Here is a 22,263-nt window from a genome sequence, read left to right on the forward strand (position 1 = left end):
TGAGGTTCCATACTTAATTAAAACCTCACGTTCAGGGGAATTGTATTACCTTTGAGGTGTGGGAGGAGTTTCAGGTGCTATAGGGACTTGGGGCGCTAGTTCATTGGGTAACACTGGGGACTGGACATCAGGATTTACCCCCGGAACTGGTGCCATGGGAAAATTAGGTAGATTAAATGAGTCACTGGTTAATGGGGCAGGTCCTGGTATAATTCCCAAGGAAACGCGATCGCCACCTACTTGCCGCATCAAGTCTAAGATTGAAATTACATCATTATAGGTTGCTGTACGAGATGCATTTAACACCAAAGTTCCACTAGGGTTAGCGGCGAGATATTGCCTTAAGTTTTGTACTAACTGATCTCGTTGTACAGGCTGCTTTTCTATGTAAAGATTACCTATAGCATCAAGAGTGATAATGCGAGTGGCATTCTCTGAGATGAGACCAGTGGCTGTACTTGTACTAGCTTTAGGTAAATCAATATTAATCGCCTGTTGTCGAGTAAATTGCAAAGCCGCCAACAGAAAAAACGTCAGGATGCAAAAAACGACATCAATTAAGGGGAGGATTTGAATTTGTGTTTCTTCAACTGGGCTCTGTAAATTAATTTTCATACCTGGGTTGGGTGTAGAATTTTTAACTATTGCTCAGAATCTAACTACTCAGTTGCATTGGGGGGTTGAGGAGCTTCACCAAAAGGGTTTTTATCTTTCCTGCGGGGAGGAGTATTACTGTCTTGTAAAGACTCGGCAACCATGAGAGAATTAATTTTTTCATAGTCAGGGGGAGACTGGCGATATAACAATTCCATGTCATTACCCGCTTTACGAAAAATTTTCACCTGGTCAACTACAAAACTTTGAAATAGGCGATAAAAGACCAAACTGATAATGGCCACTATTAAGCCAGTAGCGGTACTAATTAAAGATTCACCAATACCAGTAGTGACACCAGCCGTAGATTCGGTTCCTAAATCACCAATGCGAATTGAACGCAAAGATTGGATCAAACCCAAAACCGTACCCAGCAATCCCAACAGAGGAGACAGGGCGATGATAACTTCTAAGAGTTTTTCACCCCGGCGCATCCCGGCTAATTCATCTTCGGCGGTGGACTCCAATGCTAATCGAAAGGTTTCCGGATCACTTTTGTGTAAGCTTAAGGGGGCATAAAGAAAGCGTCCAATGGGTTGATGGCGGGACTTTCTAGCAATATCCGCCGCTACTTCCCAACTATCTTTGGCAGTATTTAATACACGATCCACAATTTGGTTTTCTTGGGTCATAATTCTTAGCCAGAACCACAGACGCTCAAAAATCACAGTTATAGATATAATCGACAGCGCCAGCAAAGGCCACATAGCCGGGCCGCCCTTTTCAAACAAATCTAAAATATCCACTGTTAGGGTTCCCCTTTCGATTTCAACAGCAACTATCCTAAAGCACTTTAATTCTCAAGATTAATGCATAATTACATATTCCTCTACAAAATCTTCCGGCAAATATTTAGCCCAGGAAAATTACTAGCGTCTTCCATACTACCTGGGACGGTTATTCCTACCGGTAATTTATCTGAGAGTTTGTCAAAATTAATTAATAATAACTGGAGGGTAAATACATGAAATTTCCAATCCAATTACTATACGATTGGTATCGTAATTTGCTACGTAATCCTATTTATCGGTGGTGGGTGATTTTAGGGACACTGGTTTATATTCTTAGCCCTATAGATATCTCTCCCGACTTCATACCCATTCTCGGACAAATTGATGACTTTTTACTTCTGTCTATAGTTTTTTCCGAGGTGTCTGGGTTAGTGCTCTCAGGTTGGAAGGCGCGTCAGGGTTCTGAACAACCTAGTACTGAAACTGTTGATGTTGATGCGGTGTCTGTGGATTGAAAAATTTCCACGCCAAGGTACGCAAAGACGGATATTTCTCTGCGACTCCTTGGTGTCAATCTGGATTTAAATATCTTTGACAAATTCTGTTAAGAATCTTAAGGCTTTCAATATATAACTTACACAATCTTGAGGAGAGGTATTATAAAAGCATTGCCAGGCTGAAGCTTTATCTTCATCATAGCGATCGCCTCGTTCGGGATGCTGTTCTAACCATGCTAATCGCACCGCATGGCCAATTAATACATCTAAAACTATATACTCCTCAATTTGTAAGCTGGGATTATTGGCGACAATTGTGGCTAATTCCATCAAGGCTTCAACATTGACTTGGCGGTATTCTGGAGCCTCAATTTTATTGAGTAAATGCTCAACTCTCAGGGCAAAGTTCTTTTCCCCGGCTGTCATTTCTGATAAAATTAACTCACTATCTAAACGATTGCGACGCTCTAGTTTATCGCCAATCACAATTCCTTTACAATGTTTCATTAATCGCCAAACCTGCTGGAAGAAGTCTTTAGGGACTCGGTTTAATGCTCCTTCGCCTTGGCGAAATCTCCGCCAACCACCCGGGGGGACTGTGCTTTGTTCTTTTTCGGTTGTCGGTAGCACTACCCAAGCAATATCGCTTTCTTTTTGCTTGATGTGCAGTGATTCCTGTTGGCGTAATAATTTACTAATACCTGTATAACCTCTTAATACTTGATGCAAGCGCATTTTCACTTCAAAGGGTGACAGTTCCATCAATTGTTCATAGGCTTCATCTTGAGTGACACCCAACTCTTGTGCTAATTCACTGGTAATTAATAAGATCAGATAGCCGACTCTCAGAGTTAGCAAACCTTTAAACAGTTGAGGTTCCGATCGCATTAACACCCCAAGATAGATAATAATTTCTTGTGTGAGGACGCGATCGCGGATATCTTCCCGACAGAAATGATTTATTTTCTCGGTAATTTCTCGGTGGGACATAGGCACTATCATCAGTGATGACTGACTGTAAGCTCTACCCACGGCAATTTGTTTACCTCTGACCAAAATACTCGTGACTGTATCTGATAAGCCAATATCAACCATTTGTCTTAATCCAGCAGCGCGACGTACCACCGCCCAAATACCTAAATTACCGGCTTTGGTGTAGACTTCATCTAGTAAATCACCCACGGTGACATTATGCTGTGGACCCCCAAGACCTGTATCAAAAGTTAATCCCTCCAAGCGAGTTAAAGTTTGTAATAATTCGATTTGTTCATAGATATTTGACGAAGAGCGCAAGGAAGCCAGCAAAAATCCCAAGTTAGTCTCGCACTCCATCTGAAATTCTTGGGTATTTCCTAACCGTCCCCCAGGATGATAAGCCAGATAATAGCAAGGGGGGGCAGCATTTTGCATTGGCAATTGGGAGAAATCTGCATCTGGGAGAAAATCAATCCTTTGCATCCCCGCTGTTAGCATCAGTTGATTGAGTCGTCCCAATTTTACCTTTACACCATTACACACACCATCTTTAAGTTCCTGCATCAGTTCTAATAAAGCCTCAGAACCGATTTCTAACATGCTATGGGTTAACATTAAAGTTAGAGTAGGACGACCTAAATCAATCCAATAATCTCGAATATAAGCGAGTTCACTTCTGATTTGATCCAGTAAAAAATGATAATCAAGGGTTAAATAAAACTGTTGGGAATCTAAAAACGAAGGTAAAAATACAATTGTCTCTCCGTGAATCCGAAAAAATCGAGATGTGTTCAAACTCCGTAACCGCCGCACAGGACGACCTGTTAAACCCAGTTTATCATTACGTCCAATTTGAGTATAAATAGCCGAAAGTTCCTCGGCTTTTCTGACTTGAATTGGTTCTACTTGCTTAGGTGTTTGAGTTTCAATTCCATGGACTTCTAGTTTAGCTTGTAATTCTTCATCCTCAGCTAGTAAGGCGATTTGTACTAAAGCCTCGCGTTTTTTACCTATACATAAATGTCTTCCTAATGGGTCAATATCCCCCACCGCGATTAATCCTTCATCTAATAGTTGACCGAGAAAATATAAACTTTGCGCCCAGACTAAGGGGATGTTTTCATTAGGTAAGCGAGTTTGACTGTGGGGGGTTAATTTTTCCTCTTCTACATTTTCCGCTGGCACATAATACAATTCTGGTAATAAACCCACGCCATCACGTTGAATGAGTAATGACTGCAAACGTTCCTGGTACTCTTTAACTTGCTGACTGTCTCCACGGAACAAACCATCGAGAAATAAGTAAGTAAAAAATAACGGCCACTCGCATTCAATATGCTCAAATTGCTTCAGTTCCCAAGGTTCATAGTGTAAGCGTTGATTATCTTCTAAAACGGTTTGGTGTCCATCCCGTAAGAAGCGTTTGCAGCCATATTTTCCTTGCAGTTTACGAATAATATCATTCAATGTGCGATCGCGTAATTGCACATTTTCTACTGCAAAAGCAGGATAACTAATAATACTTAACAGTGCGCCATCAATTTCTTTAGAAGCTGATTCTCTAGGTAATAAAGATTCTAAGGTAATTCGGGCGCGAGCAATTTCATCTGGTAGGACATGAATAACTGATGCTTCACCACCACGCACACCAAACAAATTTAGACCATTGATAGCTTCTAAAGCAGCCTTAGCCATACCGACAGAACTAGCATTGAGTTCAGCACTACCATGATTAATTTTATTACCTCTTTCCCAAATGCCATAATCTGGTGTGCGGTAAGCGCGCCCAATGTAGTAAACCAGGTTTTGGATAAAATTTACTTCATCAATGGTGTAAATAATTTGCAATCCTGAAGCGGTCATTTGTGCCAGCATCAGTAAAAATATAGATGTAGCATCAAGTTGTAAATGTCCCCATTCATCATCTCCAACCACAATGTCAGCTGTAGCTGTGTTGTATTTGGCGTGTAAGCCATCTAGGAGTGACTGAGTATGTTTAAATTTCTCGACTTTATGGGATTGACGCAACATCGCAAATAGTAGGCCTCGCATCAATTTGGTGACGCTATGCTCTAGTTCATAAGTCCGTCCCTTGTCTTCGTCAGTCTTGCGATATGCCAGTGCTAAACCCCAAACTGCTAAAATGCTGTAAACATTATCTCTTACCCAAGCATCTGTATAATCACCGTGGGCGGTGATGGCTGTACTCGCAGGAAGTAACCCGGTAATTGGATTCTGACGTGCGAGGATGATTGTCTTGATTTGCTGGTAGTAATGTTCGAGTCTTGTTTGCAGTTCGGTGACTGTTTGCATAATCTTAATTTTAGGAAACTCAGGCGTAAGAATATGTGGGGTAAATTGTATGGATCACAGGAGAGCAATTAACCATAGATTGGTCTGTCATGATTGACAGATTTTGGATATAAACCCTCTGGGTTATTGAGGGTATTGGTGAGAAACAAAGGGTACTTTTACTACTTCACCTTCTGTTTCTCCTATCTGGACTTTTAAGCCAATACCACCAGCTTTGCTGCGAATATAACCTAGTCCAAAGTGACCATTGACGGTTGCAGTGTAACTAGTAAGTTTACCGACTTTTTCATCGCCAATGGCGATCGCACTCCCCACTGATGCAGGTGCATTCAGACGTATGCCCCATAGGTGCTGTTTTACACCTTTATATGTATTGAGCCTAGCGATGGTTTCTTGACCGATGTAGCAACCTTTGTTAAAAGAAATTGTTTGCCATAAGCCAACTTCTAGGGGGTTATAATCATCTGTTAGTTCTGCATCGGGGGCTGGTCTTCCTTGTAAAATCCGTAATGTTTCCCAGGCACTATTCGTCAATTCTACCGCCCCTAGTGCTACAATCTGTTGCCATATTTTCTCTTTCTGTGCAGCTGGCATAATAATTGTATATCCCGGTGTAGCCAAGCCACTACCCACGGCAATCATGAGTCCGTTAACTAGTTGATGATTACCATAGGCTTGACCAATAATTGCACCAGCACCCAGCTTTTCTACAATAGTATGACTCTGGGCACCCATGAGGCTCAATGTCGATGTTTCATCTGTGACATCTGTCAATTGCACTTGATCAGCAAAAAAGATATACCGGTCTAACCATTGCATCAGCAACTCCCGACGGCTAGGGGAGGTAAGTAACAGCACTGCATCCTCTAAAATGTATGCAGTTACCAGGTCAATGGTGCGAGCTGTGGATGATACCATCACAGTATCACAGCCCTGGCCTGGCTTGAGGCTGTGAAAATCGTTAGTACTTTGATTGTGTAAAAACCGGATACGGTCATCATCAGAAACTCGTATACGCCCCCAGTAGGAGCGATCGCATACAGCAACCCCTTCTGTTGCGGCTTGAATGGCTGCTGTGTTTTGAGCGTCAGTTACAGATGTTGACATGGTGATGAAGAGTTGCTCTGTTTTACAGTTATGAGGCTTACATTTAATTAGGTTACTACAATTTTTCTCACAAATGCAGCCCTATATACGGGTTCACCTTTGTTTTGAGTCCCTATTTCCCTTTCTGTGGGTACTGGTAAAGGGTTTTGTGTTAACCATTCTTCTGTACCTAGTCGTTCAAAGGCGGGATTTTCAGCAAACAGGTCGCGCATTTGACTGGCGACGAATTCAACATCTGACTGCAAAAACACAACCCCCCCAACGGTCAGATAATCAGCTAATTCAGCCACTAATTCCGGTTGTACTACCCGGCGTTTAGCATGGCGGCTTTTAAACCAAGGGTCGGGAAATTGAATAGTTACACGCTGTAAAGTTCCCGGAGTCAACGAGGATAACAGCGATCGCAATGAGTTATTTACATTGCAAAATAAATAATGGAGATTAGTTAAACCCAACTCACATAGTAACTGGTTCGCCTCCACTACCAAAGGTTCTCGAATTTCCAAACCCAGAAAATTCCAGTTGGTTTCTATCTGCGCCATTTTCAACAAAAATCTGCCCCTAGCGCAGCCAATATCTAGATGTAGTGGTTGGTTTGGCTGTGTATAAACCTTTTCCCATTCTATAGCATTTGCCGGCGTTTGATACTTTCTTGCCAGTGGGTTAACGTGTTGTCGCACTCTGACTACTGCCAAAATTAATACTCCTTTTATTACTTACCAACTTGATTTTAATATTATAAATCTTCTAAATTTGGCATTCTATAGCCTGTCCTTCCCCCCTTACTTTTCACATTATGGGCTTTCCAACTATTAGATAAATCGATAATTATCAGTTTATATTTTAATAATTTGAGCTATTTTAAGGGGTTTCACGAATTACTAAAAATCTTTAATTCTTATTGTTTTATTCAGCTATAGTAAATAATTAATTAACCACAGCTATGATTGTGAACAGATAGGAAAACGTTACAAAAGATCACTTATAACAGGTTTTACCAGCAAGGGTTATACTTTTTATAAAAGAGTTTTTCTATCTAGTTTTTAACATTATCCTCCAAATCAATGGCTTTAAATTTTCGCTTTGCCGTAGTTAGCGACCTACATATTACCCTTCCTCATACTATCTGGGATCATCCTAGCCGATTTCATCTGGTGGAGGTGAGTATCCCTGCTTTTGAAAGCGCAATAGAACACTTAACACAACTTAATATAGATTTCCTCTTGCTTCCCGGAGATTTAACTCAGCACAGTGAACCAGAAAATCATATCTGGTTGCAAGAAAGATTAGAGAAGCTACCTTTTCCCACCTATGTTGTTCCTGGTAATCATGATGTTCCTGTGGTGATGGCCAATGGCCAATCAATTGGGTTTGCTGATTTTCCCCAATATTACCGCAAGTTTGGCTACGAAAATTCCGACCAACTTTACTATACACAGCAACTGTTGCCAGGAGTACGACTAGTTGGACTCAATTCTAACTTTTTTAATGACCAGGGTGAGCAAGTAGGGCGTTTGGATACTCAACAACTGACATGGTTAGAAGAGATACTCACAGCAGCAGGTAATGAATTGGTGCTGGTAATGGTACATCATAATGTGATTGAGCATCTACCGGAACAATCGCGCCATCCTATAGGTAAGCGCTATATGTTGGAAAATTCTGCGCAATTATTGCAAATTCTGCGTAATTATGGCGTTAAATTAGTATTTACAGGACATTTACACATTCAGGATGTTGCTTACTCCCAAGGGGTTTATGATATTACTACTGGTTCCTTAGTGAGTTATCCTCATCCGTACCGGGTTTTCCAGTTTCAACAGGATAACTACGGTAGAGAGTGGTTACAAATTCAATCACACCGGGTAGAAACAGTACCTGATTTCCCCCATCTGCAAAATTTATCACGTCAGTGGATGGGCGATCGCTCTTTCCCCTTCCTGGTGAAGTTATTAACTCAACACCCCTTAAACCTCCCATTGACAGTAGCAGAAAAAATAGCTCCTGATCTGCGGGACTTTTGGGCCAATGTTGCCGATGGAGACGCTTTATTAGACTATCCACAATTTCCCATAGAATTACGTCGCCATCTTCAGACCTATGGTGCAATGACTAGTGGTATTCCGACTCTAATTGATAACCACAGCACTCTCTTGTTAGGGTAGGTTAACTAATCATGGGGCGACAAATTGCAAAAACTGAGGTATAACCATGTACAAATGTATTCCCCCCAACAGGCCCTATTTCCCCATTACAGAAAAAGCCACCTATCGGTATATGATGAATGTAGCGCCTAAATAACTCCGAATCAAAGTTGGATTGGCCATAAAGACCTTGACCACGACCCAGACAGGAGAACATGAAAGCCGCCGCCGGTGGAAAAATTTGTTGCTTTTGATACCCTTCTAAGAGTAATTCTAAGTCTTCAGCGGAGGCTTGGGCATCACGCAGTTGGAATTGTAGGCGTTGACCAGGACGGATGACATCGCCAATGGCGATCGCTCCAGCAGAGGGATCTACCCCCAAGATGCTACGAATTAAAAAATCTCCCTGTTGTAAAGATAGCTTAAACTGGTCCATCACTAGACCCACAAATAGAGAACGCTGTGCCAATATCCGCTCTTCTTCACTCAGGCTAGCAATCAAATCTCGTAAAACCATCAGCGGCACTTTTTGATCTAGTTCCAGAATGATATTACGTTCAGCCTTTGTGACTTGCATCGGCTGGCCGATGGGTCGGCATCCTTGAGCTACAATAGTTTCTAAAACAATATTGCCACTCAAAGCCAAGCCTACCGTTCCCTCACGATACAGGCGTTGATGTATCCCCTCGGCATCATGGCTACAAAATAGAGATATTTGACTACTTCCACCCCCAGAGCTAGCCTGTCCCCCGACTATTACCGAGCCAGGGTAGGCAAAATCTAACCCCTGCAATAAATCATTGATTCTTGAAGAAAAGGCACTAGACAGTAAAATAAAATGGGGGGTAGGTGATGGTTGCACACCAATTAAATCTATCCAAGCATCTGGTGAACTATCCATGTCAGGTAATTCTTCTCCGAGCACATGAAAAACTTCCACATTCACACCTGGTAGATATCCCAAGGTAAGACTAATAGCAGGTTCTCCCTCTAATTCTTGAGGTTCGCCTGTAGCTGTAGTCCCAATTACCCCCAGACCACTACACCCAATCATTACAGGTACGGAAAGTTTTTCAGCCAACAGGGGTAAAACTCGGGAATACTCACTCGCAAAAGCAGACGAAATGAATATCACCCCCAAATCCGCAGGTACTGTTAATGACGACACAGCCTGTTCTACTACATCTGTAATAGCTGCTTCTAAAGAAGGACGGGTTGATAGGGCATTTGCCCACTGCATTTGCTCTGCCATGAATTTTAGGCTGTTTTTTGTTACTATAGTTAGTAGTATTAGTAGTATGTGATTTTTCCCCTACTACATATGTTCAAGTACCATACATTGACACCGGATGATCAGATATTGGTACTTAGGAAACTTATTATACAATATAACAGCGGGATTAATTCTACTCTTGGCTGATATTTACCCGCTGCCATCAGGACTCTTAAAAATGCCTGTCTTTAGTTTACCTTGTTGTTGTTCTTTTAATTTTGTATTGATCATGGATGATTAAGCTAAAATACTTAACGTAACAGGTTAAGTAGTTAGAATGGTGGACGAGCTAACCACAAGACTCCATTCTGCAAGTTTTTATATACTAGGACAAAAACCACACAAAGAGATTTAACTATGAGCGACACCCAAGAAAAAATCCAAGAAAAAATCGAAGTTGAAATACAACAAGCTCGTGCTGTCTGTGATATTTCCGGTGGTAACTCTGCTGAGTGTGCCGCTGCTTGGGATGCAGTGGAAGAACTGCAAGCTGAAGCCTCCCACCAGCGGAACAAGAAGCCAAAAAATTCACTAGAACAGTACTGTGATGATAACCCAGACGCTCTTGAGTGCCGGGTTTACGACGACTAAAAAGTAAAGTTTTATCCGAATAAGCAAGCAACTATATCTACTTACTGTTATCTTGCACCTTGAAGCTAACCCTAGATTAAATAGAAATTAAATAGAAATCCATCTCTTTTAATCATCTGAGGTTTGGGTCAGTATACTATTTATACTAGATTCATATGATACCGAAGGTTAAGATTGGGTTTTCCTGGGGTTGCTAGTTCATAAATCCGGCGCAAGTTCCTTAACTGTGCCGATGATGCTTTGGGCTGATGCAAGATATTAAACTTTAACTTCTCCCAGTTGCTTGTTTTTTTTAACTAGAAATTAAACGTATCCGGTGAATAATTGATTGAAATTTATTATTGCTAACCTCAGAAAAAATTATGAATGAAGTTTGGTTTCGCCAGTATGTCTGGGTTGACTATCGACTGGCATTATTATTTTTAGTATTTATTCCTGTAATTCTACTAATTTGGGCATTTGTACAAAAAGCCGAAGCAATACAGCACCTCTTGACCATTTACTGGCGGGTATCCAGTCTATTAGCCATCACCGTCTATTTAATGATTGGTCAGTACCCAATCAGCTTTATATCTGGGTTCATCGGGCGGATTCTCATTCCTATTTCTCTGTGGTTTTGGCTAGACCTCAATGATGAAATTGATTACCAGCAAAGTAGCCCTTTAAAACTGATTTTTACCTCTTGGCGCTGGGGTGTGACTATTTATTCTATTTTGGGTGCAATTGCTCTTGTGCCTTTTTTAGGGTGTGCTGTCTCGGAAACTGCTATCAAAACTCCCTATTGTCAAGTTTGGTTGGAAGCGCCCTTACTGTTTAAACAATATTTCCATGAGAATAGCACACCTGTGTTTCTAGGTTTTTTGGCTATACTGAGTTTAGTAATCTATGTAGTGTACTTAACCTACTTTGTACTTGTGAAGCTAGGAAAACAAGGACGTTCAGCAGTACAACACTAGTTGAGATGAATAATTGCATTGGTAAACGCTTGGAACAATACACCACCAAACGCCCCCAAGAAGTTCTGCTGGTAACATTGGAAATCGCCAATTATCAAGATCAAGTTGCTATTTTTAAAGGTTTCTCTAGTTCCTTGATGCGCCCAACTGCATTTGACCCGGATGTACAAGTTATCCCGGAGGATGCGGTAATTTTGAATATTGACCGCATCCAAAGCCCTTACAATCCTGAAGCTCCCAATTATATCCAAAAAGGACTTTCTGGGGAAGCTATGGAAGATCTACTGTCAGCAGTTGGTGTGTAATAATCATTTAATCATCATGTCTGTTTCTGGATACACTCTCCCGGTTTTTGCCTGTGCTTCTGCTATGGCGGCTTTACACTGGTTACGCCATGACCAAGCTGTAACATCTGTGTCGGTGGACTTGATTTCACCCGCAGAAATGGCAGAAATACCCATTGAACAGGTAGCAGGTCTATCTGATCATATGGCTTTGGCAATTACCCGCAGCGAACCAGGTGATAATCTGGATTTAACCAGAAATACACCAATTTGGGCCCTGGTGCAATGGCGTGTGGGCGATGGGGAGCCTGTAATTATTCAAGGTGGGGAAGGAATTGGTAAACAGCTAAATGCGGACTATCAGCCGGCGATTTATGCTTATGCTCACAGGTTGCTACAAGAAAATCTCCGGCGGATGCTAGCAGCTGATGAGAAAATCACTGTCAATATTATTCTACCATTCGGGCGATCGCTGGCTGTGCGCACTTCTAATCCTGCTTTTGGTGTGGTGGAAGGTCTTTCGCTGTTGGGGACAACTGGTATTTCTCAACCTTTAAGCACACCAGAGCAATTAACAGCTTTCCGCACTGAGTTAGAACATAAAGCCAGTCGGTTTGAAAATTTGGTATTTTGCATCGGCGAAAATGGTCTAGATTTGGCGCGTCAACTGGGAATCAATCCTGAACAAATGGTAAAAACTGCTAACTGGTTGGGGCCAATGTTAGTAGCAGCAGATGTACTGGGTGTGAAGGAAATCTTGTTATTTGGTTATCACGGAAAACTGATGAAATTGGCTGGGGGGATTTTTCATACTCATCACCAGTTGGCTGATGGCCGTCGGGAAATTTTAGCCGCCCATTGTGCCTTGGTGGGTTTAAATTCCCACGATATACAGTCTGTTTTTGAAAGTCCTACGGCTGAGGCTGCATTAAAATACTTAAGAACCTTGGATACTGTGACGGGTAGTGATTGGGTTAATCAAGTTTATACTGCGATCGCTCAAGCTATTGATACTCGTTCCCAAGCATACATTCAAAGTCATAGTACCAGAGGCGCAGCACCAACACTGTGCGGCTCGGTTCTGTTTGATCGCGATCGGCAAATTCTCATCAAGAGCAAAATCGGTTGCATGTTAATGGAAAAATTGTGTTAGTTTAATATGAATAATCATAAATAATCCCCATAAATATTTTTTTCAGTATCCATCCTTGGATCAGTTATTCTTTTAAAACTATGCCATCAACATTGTCTAGCAAGCGCATTTAACCTTGCGTTTGTTGGGGATCAACTCAACCATTTACCAGCATCAGCAGGGAATGAATGGTTTTCACTTAGGCTATAGAGCGACTGTTTACCTTACATTTACAACTCCCCATGAATACATCGGTGACTCTACCAACCGAACCAGCACCTCAAATAGACAATTTGGGGGGGCTAGATCGTCAAATGATTGTAATTCTCGACTTCGGCTCCCAATATTCTGAACTGATTGCGCGCAGAATCCGCGAGACTCAAGTATACTCGGAAGTTCTATCTTATCGCACAACATCCGAACAATTACGCAAATTAAATCCCAAGGGGATCATTCTCTCTGGTGGACCGGGATCAGTTTATGTGGAACACGCCCCCCATTGCGACCAAGAAATCTGGAATTTAGGTATTCCTGTCCTGGGTGTCTGCTATGGTATGCAGTTGATGGTTAACCAACTCCATGGGGAAGTGGCTAAAGCAGAGCGAGGAGAGTATGGTAAAGCATCATTATATATAGATGACCCCACAGACTTACTGACTAATGTGGAAGATGGTACCACCATGTGGATGAGTCACGGAGATTCAGTGACAAAAATGCCACCAGGGTTTGAAGTGTTGGCACACACAGATAATACACCCTGCGCCGCCATTGCTGACCACGAAAGAAAACTTTATGGTGTCCAGTTCCATCCTGAAGTAGTACATTCTCTGGGGGGACTGGCCTTAATTCGTAACTTTGTCTATCATATCTGCGATTGCGAACCCACATGGACTACAGAGGCTTTTGTAGAAGAAGCAATTCGGGAAATTCGCGCCAGAGTAGGTGATAAGCGGGTACTGTTAGCCTTGTCTGGGGGTGTGGATTCTTCTACCCTGGCCTTTTTGTTGTATAAAGCTATTGGGGAACAATTGACCTGTGTGTTTATTGACCAAGGCTTTATGCGTAAGTTGGAGCCGGAACGGTTACTCAAACTATTTAAAGAACAGTTTCATATTCCTGTAGAATATGTTAGTGCTCGCGAGCGCTTTTTGTCGATGATTGCCGGGGTAACAGACCCAGAAGAAAAGCGCCGGCGTATTGGACATGAATTTATCCAGGTATTTGAAGAAACATCTAAACGCCTGGGACATTTTGACTATTTAGCCCAGGGTACTCTGTATCCAGATGTGATCGAGTCCGCTGATACTAACGTAGACCCCCAAACAGGGGAACGAGTAGCAGTAAAAATTAAGAGTCATCACAACGTTGGTGGTTTACCCAAAGACCTGCGGTTTAAACTGGTGGAACCATTGCGGAAACTGTTTAAAGATGAAGTCCGTAAAGTTGGGCGTTCGATTGGCTTACCAGAAGAAATTGTACAACGCCAACCTTTCCCCGGTCCTGGTTTAGCAATTCGCATTTTAGGGGAAGTCACCCCCGAACGGTTGAATATTCTCCGTGATGCTGATTTGGTTGTGCGTCAAGAAATTAACAAGCGTGGTTTATACCATGATGTTTGGCAAGCATTTGCTGTGTTACTACCAATTCGCAGTGTAGGCGTAATGGGGGATAAACGCACTTATGCTTATCCTATTGTTCTGCGTATTGTCACGAGTGAAGATGGTATGACGGCTGACTGGGCGCGGATACCTTACGATGTCTTGGAAGAAATTTCTAATCGCATTGTTAATGAGGTGAAGGGGGTTAACCGTGTGGTTTATGATATTACTTCTAAGCCCCCTGGAACTATAGAGTGGGAATGATGTCGGGTTAATTTCCACCAGAGATGGACACAGATCAACACACATAGGTCTGTGTCCTCATCTGGTTTTCAATTTCCTGTAGCATCAGCCACCATGCTCCAGGGGGTCTATAGTCATAACATCCTGGTCGGAATTCCGTCAACCACCAACTGACTAAGATTGAAATTTAGCCTGTTTAATTGTGCATTTAAAAAAGTCAAAGTAACGTTCTGTACCAAACCACCAACCGACATTGACCTGAGAAGGAATGGTAAAACCACCAAAAGTTTGATCTGCGTGACATTTACCGCCAAAGGGAATATAGCGCCATTTGCGATTGTTTGTATGATTTCCCCAACGGGGTGAAGAAATTTCTAAAACTTTGCCATCAGTATCAATGACTAGGGTGAGGGTGACGGGTTCATCATTTATCTTCAGTCTGGCTTCAATGGTGTCATCAGAAATTTCTCGCCACTCTACGCCCTGCTGGGGTAACAAGGCGGATGGTAACCAGACAAATTCCTGTACTAAGCGCCCAATGCTAGAACGAAGAGTATTGTGATCATGTACGTTGATAATTGGGATTAATCCCCAGAGTCCAAATTGCACTCGCCCTAAACCATTAATCATGTAATAATCAGCACCATCAAGCTTTAATAATTTACCACCGATGATGGCTTTCCACACAAATCCTTGTGAGGTGATAAGTTCTTGACAACGCATGGAAAGCCAAGATTTATCCCGTCCCAATCTCAAGCGCCCCTGCATCTTTAATTGATTAGCATGAGCTAAGGGTGTCCCTGGAGCAATAGCGTGTAGAAAGTAACGCTGTACAGTGGGTGGCAATCCAGTAATCATGTCTTCACTGAAGTATTCCTGTGTCGGGGAGGCTTGTGAAGAACACAGGGAACACAATCGCCACATTTGATTGACCTGGCGATTAGTTCTGATTTTGAGGATGATCAGACTCAAAAATGCGATCGCCAACAGTATAACAATGCCAATGAGAATCTTGATAGACATAAAAACACACCTGATAAATATAAATTAAATAACATATAAATGTGTGTTTTGACACCACTCACCTTTGACATTTGCCAAAAACCTGACCTTTGGTTAGTAAGGTGTGACGTTATTTTAGGCACCCATACCAGAATAACGTTTTAGTCCCCCAAGCCACAGCAGGCGATTTACCGCGAAAAATATGAATATCCAGGCTAAAATGGCTAAAAATCCCCCGGCAACATCAACAGGTAACCCCACCAAAAGACTGACTGGGAAATGAATCAAATAAGGGAAAGGCGTAAACATAACCACCGTGCGCACCGTTTCGGGAAAAACATCCAAAGGTGCAATTAAGCCCGACAAAAATAAATAAAATAGAAACCAGAAGTTTTCCAAAGCACTAGCGCGTTCTGTCCAAAATGCGAACATAGCAAAAGTATACTGAATCACAAACCGTAAAATAAAACTGAGTATACATGCAATAAAAAAGAGTAATAATTGCCACCAACTAGGTAACCAAACAGCTTGAGGATAGAGGGTAAAAAACAAAAAAACTAGTAGTAGTGCAAAAGGTAGACGAGCCACCCTTTCGGAAAGATGAGCAGCGACATGGCGCCAGACTGGATCTAGGGGTTGCAATAAGCGGGATGATAGCTTACCCTCCACTATCTCCTTTTCAAACTCCCAAATTACCCAGACAACAGTAACTTGTCGCACAAAAAAAACCGTGATAAAGTAGCGGGCAAAATCTGCAGGTGTCAGAGCAAACTCCCCACCTTGGGCCGCCTGTATCCAGACACCCATCAAGATAATAGGTAAAGCGCCAGCCAAAACCCATAAAATCAATTCCGCCCGATACTCCACCATATAGGCGTAGTAAACAGACAGCAAAGTCAAGATTTTCCTAAGAATTTTTTTCACTGAAATTACACCACTCCCGCCTGAAAAACTCTACCAATCACCTCTTCTATTGGCGGCTCAGTCACTGTTAAATCAATGACTTCTAAATCTGCCAGAATTTGAGATACTGTACTGGTCAGGGTTTCTCGTGGTACGATAAAGCTCACAGCACGCCCCTCTAGGGACTGGACATCACCGTAGAACATGAGTTTTTCTCTAGGTAGCGGCTCGGTTAACTCAATATGGATTTCGCGGTAAGGTGCGAAATTTGCCACCAATCCATCTAAACTACCGTCATACATCAGCTTTCCTTGGTGAATCAATAGTACCCGCTGACATAAAGCAGTAATATCAGCCATGTAATGACTAGTTAATAACACAGTAGCTTGATAACGGCGATTATACTCCCGTAAAAAATCCCGTACCGCCACCTGAGCATTTACATCTAGTCCCAGTGTCGGTTCATCGAGAAACAATACATGAGGATGATGCAACAGTGCTGCTAACAGTTCGGCTTTCATCCGTTCACCTAAAGATAATTTCCGCACTGGTTGGGTCAGCTTTCCTTCTAGATTCAACATCTGTGTGAATTCCCCGACCCGTCTGTGAAATTCTTGATTTGAGATGTTGTAAACAGCAGCGTTGATTTTTAAAGAATCTAGGGCTGGTAAGTCCCAGAGTAACTGCTGTTTTTGACCCATGACCAAGGTAATTTTTTGCAGAAATCGTTCTTGGCGCAAAAATGGCACGTATCCCGCCACTCTAACTGTACCCCCAGAAGGATGAATCAGCCCTGTGAGCATTTTCAGGGTCGTAGTTTTACCAGCACCATTGGGTCCCAAAAAACCCACCACCTCACCGGGGGAAATTTCAAAGGAAACATCCTCTACTGCTTTAATAGAGCGGTAAGTGCGCCGGAAAAAGTGGGTGAGCGTGCCTTTTATGCCCGGCTGCTTAACCGCCACTGGGTAAAATTTACAGAGATTTTCAACAGTAATAATTGACATATAGCATTTTCCTGTAGCGGTGAGATCCCAAATTATCCCTTATATAGCCTTTTTCAGGCTCATGAAGTACACACCAATTCCCTATTCCCTATTCCCTATTCCCTGTTCCAGTGTTCCAGTGTTCCGGTGTTCCCTCAAACTAAAAAAAATTGTACCTCACGAGCATGGGAAATGCTATAAATACAAGAAATATGACCCATTTTGACATCAGTAGATTTTAGGAGGTTTTTTTCAACAGTTACTTTAAACGCCCAGAGCGTAAAATACTAATAACTAGCCACAAACCTAATAAACTAGCAGCAGCAAACAGAACACTACTTAAAAATGACAGTTGAGTAGTTTGGGCTTTGGTGGAAATAATAGCGGCTCCCATAATCAGAGAACCTACTAAAATACTAAAAGATAATCTGTTAGCTGCGTCATCCAGAGTGCGCCGCATACCATCTAAACCACGCAGTGAGAGATTCCACTGTAAGGTTTCCGAAGTAACTCGCTCTAATAATAGTTCAATTTGCCGGGGAGATTGTAATGATAGACTCTTAATATCTAGGACAGTTCTTAAGAGTGATGGTAGTGGATTACTCCCTAGTAGTTGTCGTCGAAACAAGTCTGTAATTAATGGCTGGATCTCGTCAAATAAATTCACCTGTGGGTTGAATCCACGAGCTACCCCTTCTAAGTTAGCCAGGGTTTTGGCATATAAGCCCATATTGCTGGGTAAGCGAATTTTATTTTGACGGGCCAGTTGCAGAATTTCATAAATTATGTGACTGAAATTCATATCACTCAAGCTGACATGATGATACTTCCGCAACATGCGATCATAATCATTTTCTAACCGGGACAAAATCACCGGACCAGAAGAATCTGCTAAGTGTAAAGTTAACTGGGCGCATCGACCCGCATCTAAATCAATGATGGCTAAAAGCATTTCTGTGAGGATCTGCTGGGTGCGGGGATCAAGTCTGCCCACCATTCCACAGTCTAAAAGCGCAATGCGACCATCTGCGAGATAAAATAAGTTTCCAGGATGGGGGTCAGCATGGAAGAAGCCATCAATGTATATTTGCTGGAAAAAAGCCCGAAATAGCAGGGTAGTAATGTCCCGGCGTTGTGTGTGAGCATCGTTACCATTTTCCGGGAACCGATTTAAATTCGCGGAAAGTAAAGGTACACCATCGAGCCATTCCATGACCAATAACTTCTGGGTAGTCAATTCCCAGAAGATTTCCGCAACTACCAGTTGTGTGGGATCAAACCAGCGACTACGGGCTAAATTACCTCGCAGCTGGTCTGTAAAACCTGCTTCCAGTGTAAAATCTAACTCGTCTTCTAAAGCTTTGGTAAATTCAGCAGCGATCGCTTTGATTTCGTAAGTTTGCCCAAACTCTGTGCGCGCTACTAAATCAGCAATACCTTGAATTAAAACGATATCTTGAGCTACAGTGAGATCGATTCCCGGACGTTGTACCTTGAGAGCAACTTCTCGACCATCTACTAATGTAGCTCGATGAGTCTGAGCGATTGATCCGGCCGCTACAGGGACATGATTAACTATGCTGAATGTTTCTTCCAGTGGGTGTTTTAGCTGCTGACGAATTAATACTTCTATGTCTGACCAAGGAACTGGGGGTACTTCGTCTTGGAGAGTGGAAAGCTCTTCAATGTAGGCGGCGCTGAGTAAGTCTGGACGGGTCGAAAGTAGCTGACCCAGTTTAACATAAACTGGACCCAAATCCACCAGGATATTCTTTAAAACTGCCGGTGTGGGTAGTTGAGGTTCATCAGCTTTACCACCGGTGAGTACTCTTCGCATATAGTCCCAACCATTGCGGAGGACTACCTCGATAATTTCTCTTTGACGGGGAACAGTTTGAGTGAGGAACATTGTGGGGAAATAGGGGGATGAGGGGAAACAGGGGGAGCAGGGAGTAATCTGGTAGAGCAGCGGTGTAACTAGGCAGAAAATCAAACTCTCGTGACCGGGGCGGTACTATTCCCTGCTCCCTAAGTCCTGCCAACACACATATCAGTTATAATGAATGCAACCAATCCTCAGCCTCTGATCGGGGTTTTAACTCTCAGACTCTAGGATTTATAGCAGTTCAGTAAATCGGGGATCATCTGCAAGGGTTTTGAGAATCTGTTTAATTTCTTGAGTGCGGTCTTTATTGACTACAAGAGTTACATTGCGATCGCGCACAATCACAACATCCTCTAGACCAATAGTAACAATTACATCCTCTGAATTGGTAGCATAAACAATAGCACCATGGGTATCCAATCCCACATGGGTAGCTAGTTCTACATTCGGATTCTCAGGTTTTTTCAGTAGGCGATCGAGTGCATTCCAATCTCCCAAGTCATCCCAACCAAATTCAACTGGTAAGACATATGCTAAATTTGTTTTTTCCATCAGAGCATAGTCTATACTCTGTTTAAGCAACTGAGGATATACATCAGGGCCTTGTTGTTCTAATGGTTCGATAATTTCTGGCGCATGGGTATAAAGTTCCTTGAGAACCACCCCAGCCCGAAATACGAACATTCCGCTATTCCAGCTAAAACGCCCCGTAGATAGAAAAGTTTCTGCTGTTTCACGGTTAGGCTTTTCAGTAAAGCGGCTGACGTGATAGGCTGGCAAATCATTAAATCTACCAATATTTTCGCCTTGTTCAATATAGCCGTAACCAGTTGATGGGAAAGTAGGCTTGATCCCCAGAGTGACAATGGCCTCTGTGCTGGCCGCTAGCTCGGTACCAGCCATTAAGGTATGTACAAATGCTTCTTGGTCAGCTATCCAGTGGTCAGAGGGAAAAAAGCCTATGATAGCATCTTCTCCGTAACGCTGCTTAATTTCTAAACTTGCCCAGGCAACTGCAGCGGCTGTATCTCGTCCCTCGGACTCAATGAGTAAATTTTCAGATGGCAGTAGGGGTAGTTGTTGTCTGACACCTGCGGCTATCTGACTAGAAGTAATGACCCAGAGGTCATTCCAACCATTGGTGAAGGCTAATAACCTATCGGCGGTTGCTTGTAACAGACTTCTAGAGCTACCATCAAGGCTTAAAAATTGCTTAGGTCGGTTTTGGCGACTGAGGGGCCAAAAACGCTCACCTTTGCCACCGGCCAGAATTACAGGGAAGAGTGAATTACTCATGTTGTCTACACACTCAGGTCAGATCATTATCAGTGTACAGTGAGCTTTTGGCCTGACAGGATTTGTGGATGCGATTAACAGACCTTAAGGTAGTGGTTGATTGGGGAGATAATGTGTGATTAAACAATTTCAATGGTTAGAAAATCAGGTGACCTTTCAAGAATTACCAGAGTTTGAAGTACAGGAAAGAACTCAACAGGTATCATGGGGAGAAAATGATCTGGGAATTCAACAGATATCACCATCCGAACTGGAAATAGTGCCCCATGAACCAGGAACTATTTCCCCGAGTGTTGTTGAGTCTGTGGGTCTAATTCCCAAGGATATTTACCAGAGGTTAGGCTTGAGTGTACCTCGATGGCTACTGTGGACATTGACCACAGTGGTGGGGATCGTTTTTTCAGGTCTGTTAGTATCGACTTTGGCGCTGTGGACTCCATTATGGAGTAATCTTGACCGAACAGATGAAGAATTGGGATTTTCTGGTGAAGATGATCAGAGAATACCCTTACCTGGGGAATTATGGGGCAAAATTTCCCAGTATAAGCTGTCACGACCGATGAATATTTTGATTATGGGAGTTGATCCGGTGCCAGGTAGTATTGATGGCTCTCCGGAAAGTTTTACAGGAACCAGTGATACCATGTTGCTGGTTAGACTCAACCCTAGTAATAAAACTATGCGGGTGTTGTCAATTCCCAGGGATACCATGATTGCTATCCCAGAAAGAGGTTTAACTAAGGTGTCTGAAGCTAATGCTCAAGGGGGTCCTGTTTTAGCAGCACGGGTAGTTAGCCGGACTTTAAATAATGCTCCTATACATAGGTATATCCGTATTTCAACTAGTGGACTGAGGCAGTTAGTTGATCAATTGGGTGGGGTTGATGTTTTTGTACCTCAAGGTATGCAATATCAAGATTCTAGTCATCAATCCATTAATTTACCCAGTGGTTGGCAAACCCTCAACGGTGAACAAGCAGAAAAATTTGCTCGATACCGCGAACCAGGATTAGGGGACTTACCTAGAGTACAACGACAGCAAGTGCTAATTAAAGCCTTACTGCAACAGGTCAATAGTCCGACTGTGTTACCGAGATTACCTCATTTAACCCGTCTGATGCGGAAATATTTTGACACCAATCTCAAAATAGAAGAAATGATGGCCTTGGTAAATTATTCGGTGAACCTGGAAGATGATAATTTACAAATGACCATTCTACCCGGTAATTTCAGCCGCTTTAGTCAAGACCCCAATAGTTATTGGCTGAATCTTAATAAACAGCAGACTCTATTGAGTAATTATGTGGGGGTAGATGTACCTGATGTTGACGCTGATGTACGTCCAGTCCAAGACCTGAGAATTGCTATTCAAAATTCTTCCAATCAACCTCAGATGACTGAAAAGGTTATTGACTATCTCAAACAAAAAGGTTTTACAAATGTTCATGCTGTGTCGGATTGGCCTGACCCCCACAGACAGACTCAGATTATTGTTCACAGAGGAAACCGAACCACGGGAGTTGAGCTTTATGACATTATTGGCTTGGGTAAGATTAATGTTTCGGCAATTGGGGATTTAGAATCGGATATTACAATTCGTATTGGTCAAGATTGGAAATAGTCACTGGTCATTAGTCATTAGTCATGATTTGATTTTGGGTTCCCTCTGGGGATCATAGTCTACTAAACTATT

General features: G+C 42.5%; 19 protein-coding genes. 8 read left to right on the forward strand and 11 right to left on the reverse strand.

Annotation, left to right across the window (positions count from 1 at the left end; all coding sequences use genetic code 11):
• Positions 1–45: 45 nt before the first annotated feature.
• Together PN457_RS08920 and PN457_RS08925 are read right to left on the reverse strand one after the other, a co-directional pair.
• Positions 46–615, reverse strand: coding sequence for an ExbD/TolR family protein (locus tag PN457_RS08920; RefSeq protein WP_271732731.1), 570 nt, complete (start codon positions 613–615; stop codon positions 46–48).
• A gap of 44 nt (positions 616–659) precedes the next feature.
• Positions 660–1,400 carry a MotA/TolQ/ExbB proton channel family protein gene (locus PN457_RS08925; RefSeq protein WP_271732732.1) on the reverse strand — a complete coding sequence of 247 codons (741 nt, stop codon included), beginning with the start codon at positions 1,398–1,400 and terminating at the stop codon, positions 660–662.
• A gap of 218 nt (positions 1,401–1,618) precedes the next feature.
• On the opposite strand from PN457_RS08925, the gene PN457_RS08930 reads away from it, so the two are divergent.
• Positions 1,619–1,900, forward strand: coding sequence for a YkvA family protein (locus PN457_RS08930; RefSeq protein WP_271732734.1), 282 nt, complete (start codon positions 1,619–1,621; stop codon positions 1,898–1,900).
• Positions 1,901–1,966: 66 nt separating this feature from the next.
• Here PN457_RS08930 and PN457_RS08935 read toward each other — a convergent pair whose 3' ends face one another.
• The 3 genes from PN457_RS08935 to trmB all read right to left on the reverse strand — a co-directional run bounded on the left by PN457_RS08935 (position 1,967) and on the right by trmB (position 6,972).
• Positions 1,967–5,170, reverse strand: coding sequence for a glycoside hydrolase family 15 protein (locus PN457_RS08935; RefSeq protein WP_271732735.1), 3,204 nt, complete (start codon positions 5,168–5,170; stop codon positions 1,967–1,969).
• Between the two features lie 123 nt (positions 5,171–5,293).
• A complete protein-coding gene (gene ygfZ, locus PN457_RS08940; protein WP_271732737.1) occupies positions 5,294–6,277 on the reverse strand; it encodes a CAF17-like 4Fe-4S cluster assembly/insertion protein YgfZ in 984 nt (327 codons plus the stop codon).
• A gap of 47 nt (positions 6,278–6,324) precedes the next feature.
• Positions 6,325–6,972 carry a tRNA (guanosine(46)-N7)-methyltransferase TrmB gene (gene trmB, locus PN457_RS08945; RefSeq protein ID WP_271732739.1) on the reverse strand — a complete coding sequence of 216 codons (648 nt, stop codon included), beginning with the start codon at positions 6,970–6,972 and terminating at the stop codon, positions 6,325–6,327.
• 369 nt (positions 6,973–7,341) lie between these two features.
• On the opposite strand from trmB, the gene PN457_RS08950 reads away from it, so the two are divergent.
• Positions 7,342–8,442 carry a metallophosphoesterase family protein gene (locus PN457_RS08950; protein WP_271732740.1) on the forward strand — a complete coding sequence of 367 codons (1,101 nt, stop codon included), beginning with the start codon at positions 7,342–7,344 and terminating at the stop codon, positions 8,440–8,442.
• 1 nt (position 8,443) lies between these two features.
• Here PN457_RS08950 and PN457_RS08955 read toward each other — a convergent pair whose 3' ends face one another.
• Entirely contained in the window at positions 8,444–9,673 is a 1,230-nt protein-coding gene (locus PN457_RS08955; protein WP_271732742.1) for an FIST signal transduction protein, read from the reverse strand.
• 378 nt (positions 9,674–10,051) lie between these two features.
• On the opposite strand from PN457_RS08955, the gene PN457_RS08960 reads away from it, so the two are divergent.
• From PN457_RS08960 to guaA, 5 genes are all read left to right on the forward strand, one after another.
• Entirely contained in the window at positions 10,052–10,285 is a 234-nt protein-coding gene (locus tag PN457_RS08960; protein ID WP_271732744.1) for a Calvin cycle protein CP12, read from the forward strand.
• 362 nt (positions 10,286–10,647) lie between these two features.
• Positions 10,648–11,241: a DUF3177 family protein gene (locus PN457_RS08965; RefSeq protein ID WP_271732745.1), complete on the forward strand. Its 594-nt coding sequence runs from the start codon at positions 10,648–10,650 to the stop codon at positions 11,239–11,241.
• Positions 11,242–11,246: 5 nt separating this feature from the next.
• Complete coding sequence (locus tag PN457_RS08970; RefSeq protein WP_271732746.1) at positions 11,247–11,546, forward strand: DUF7734 family protein; 300 nt, start codon at positions 11,247–11,249, stop codon at positions 11,544–11,546.
• Between the two features lie 16 nt (positions 11,547–11,562).
• Complete coding sequence (gene cbiD, locus PN457_RS08975) at positions 11,563–12,678, forward strand: cobalt-precorrin-5B (C(1))-methyltransferase CbiD (protein ID WP_271732747.1); 1,116 nt, start codon at positions 11,563–11,565, stop codon at positions 12,676–12,678.
• A gap of 221 nt (positions 12,679–12,899) precedes the next feature.
• Complete coding sequence (gene guaA / locus PN457_RS08980; protein ID WP_271732749.1) at positions 12,900–14,519, forward strand: glutamine-hydrolyzing GMP synthase; 1,620 nt, start codon at positions 12,900–12,902, stop codon at positions 14,517–14,519.
• A 153-nt stretch (positions 14,520–14,672) separates the two neighbouring features.
• Here guaA and PN457_RS08985 read toward each other — a convergent pair whose 3' ends face one another.
• From PN457_RS08985 to PN457_RS09005, 5 genes are all read right to left on the reverse strand, one after another.
• Positions 14,673–15,521 (reverse strand): DUF6920 family protein, encoded by an 849-nt coding sequence (locus tag PN457_RS08985; RefSeq protein ID WP_271732751.1) that lies wholly within the window; start codon positions 15,519–15,521, stop codon positions 14,673–14,675.
• 114 nt (positions 15,522–15,635) lie between these two features.
• A complete protein-coding gene (locus PN457_RS08990; protein ID WP_271732753.1) occupies positions 15,636–16,424 on the reverse strand; it encodes an ABC transporter permease in 789 nt (262 codons plus the stop codon).
• A 5-nt stretch (positions 16,425–16,429) separates the two neighbouring features.
• Complete coding sequence (locus PN457_RS08995) at positions 16,430–17,410, reverse strand: ABC transporter ATP-binding protein (protein ID WP_271732755.1); 981 nt, start codon at positions 17,408–17,410, stop codon at positions 16,430–16,432.
• A 238-nt stretch (positions 17,411–17,648) separates the two neighbouring features.
• Positions 17,649–19,298: an ABC1 kinase family protein gene (locus PN457_RS09000; protein WP_271732757.1), complete on the reverse strand. Its 1,650-nt coding sequence runs from the start codon at positions 19,296–19,298 to the stop codon at positions 17,649–17,651.
• A 207-nt stretch (positions 19,299–19,505) separates the two neighbouring features.
• On the reverse strand, positions 19,506–20,570 hold the full coding sequence (locus PN457_RS09005; RefSeq protein ID WP_271732759.1) for a mannose-1-phosphate guanylyltransferase: 1,065 nt from the start codon (positions 20,568–20,570) through the stop codon (positions 19,506–19,508).
• Positions 20,571–20,685: 115 nt separating this feature from the next.
• Between PN457_RS09005 and PN457_RS09010 the strand changes: the two genes are divergently transcribed.
• Entirely contained in the window at positions 20,686–22,191 is a 1,506-nt protein-coding gene (locus PN457_RS09010) for an LCP family protein (protein ID WP_271732761.1), read from the forward strand.
• Positions 22,192–22,263 lie beyond the last annotated feature (72 nt).

It is taken from the genome of Anabaenopsis arnoldii (genome assembly GCF_028331025.1).
Taxonomy (GTDB): domain Bacteria; phylum Cyanobacteriota; class Cyanobacteriia; order Cyanobacteriales; family Nostocaceae; genus Anabaenopsis; species Anabaenopsis arnoldii.

Excerpts from the sequence above, each read along its gene's own strand:
- PN457_RS08960 (WP_271732744.1), top strand. The coding sequence starts at position 10,052 with ATGAGCGACACCCAAGAAAAAATCCAAGAAAAAATCGAAGTTGAAATA.
- PN457_RS09000 (WP_271732757.1), bottom strand. The coding sequence starts at position 19,298 with ATGTTCCTCACTCAAACTGTTCCCCGTCAAAGAGAAATTATCGAGGTA.
- PN457_RS08920 (WP_271732731.1), bottom strand. The coding sequence starts at position 615 with ATGAAAATTAATTTACAGAGCCCAGTTGAAGAAACACAAATTCAAATC.
- PN457_RS08970 (WP_271732746.1), top strand. The coding sequence starts at position 11,247 with ATGAATAATTGCATTGGTAAACGCTTGGAACAATACACCACCAAACGC.
- PN457_RS09005 (WP_271732759.1), bottom strand. The coding sequence starts at position 20,570 with ATGAGTAATTCACTCTTCCCTGTAATTCTGGCCGGTGGCAAAGGTGAG.
- PN457_RS08995 (WP_271732755.1), bottom strand. The coding sequence starts at position 17,410 with ATGTCAATTATTACTGTTGAAAATCTCTGTAAATTTTACCCAGTGGCG.
- PN457_RS08965 (WP_271732745.1), top strand. The coding sequence starts at position 10,648 with ATGAATGAAGTTTGGTTTCGCCAGTATGTCTGGGTTGACTATCGACTG.
- cbiD (WP_271732747.1), top strand. The coding sequence starts at position 11,563 with ATGTCTGTTTCTGGATACACTCTCCCGGTTTTTGCCTGTGCTTCTGCT.
- guaA (WP_271732749.1), top strand. The coding sequence starts at position 12,900 with ATGAATACATCGGTGACTCTACCAACCGAACCAGCACCTCAAATAGAC.
- PN457_RS08930 (WP_271732734.1), top strand. The coding sequence starts at position 1,619 with ATGAAATTTCCAATCCAATTACTATACGATTGGTATCGTAATTTGCTA.
- PN457_RS08985 (WP_271732751.1), bottom strand. The coding sequence starts at position 15,521 with ATGTCTATCAAGATTCTCATTGGCATTGTTATACTGTTGGCGATCGCA.
- ygfZ (WP_271732737.1), bottom strand. The coding sequence starts at position 6,277 with ATGTCAACATCTGTAACTGACGCTCAAAACACAGCAGCCATTCAAGCC.
- PN457_RS08935 (WP_271732735.1), bottom strand. The coding sequence starts at position 5,170 with ATGCAAACAGTCACCGAACTGCAAACAAGACTCGAACATTACTACCAG.
- PN457_RS08955 (WP_271732742.1), bottom strand. The coding sequence starts at position 9,673 with ATGGCAGAGCAAATGCAGTGGGCAAATGCCCTATCAACCCGTCCTTCT.
- PN457_RS08950 (WP_271732740.1), top strand. The coding sequence starts at position 7,342 with ATGGCTTTAAATTTTCGCTTTGCCGTAGTTAGCGACCTACATATTACC.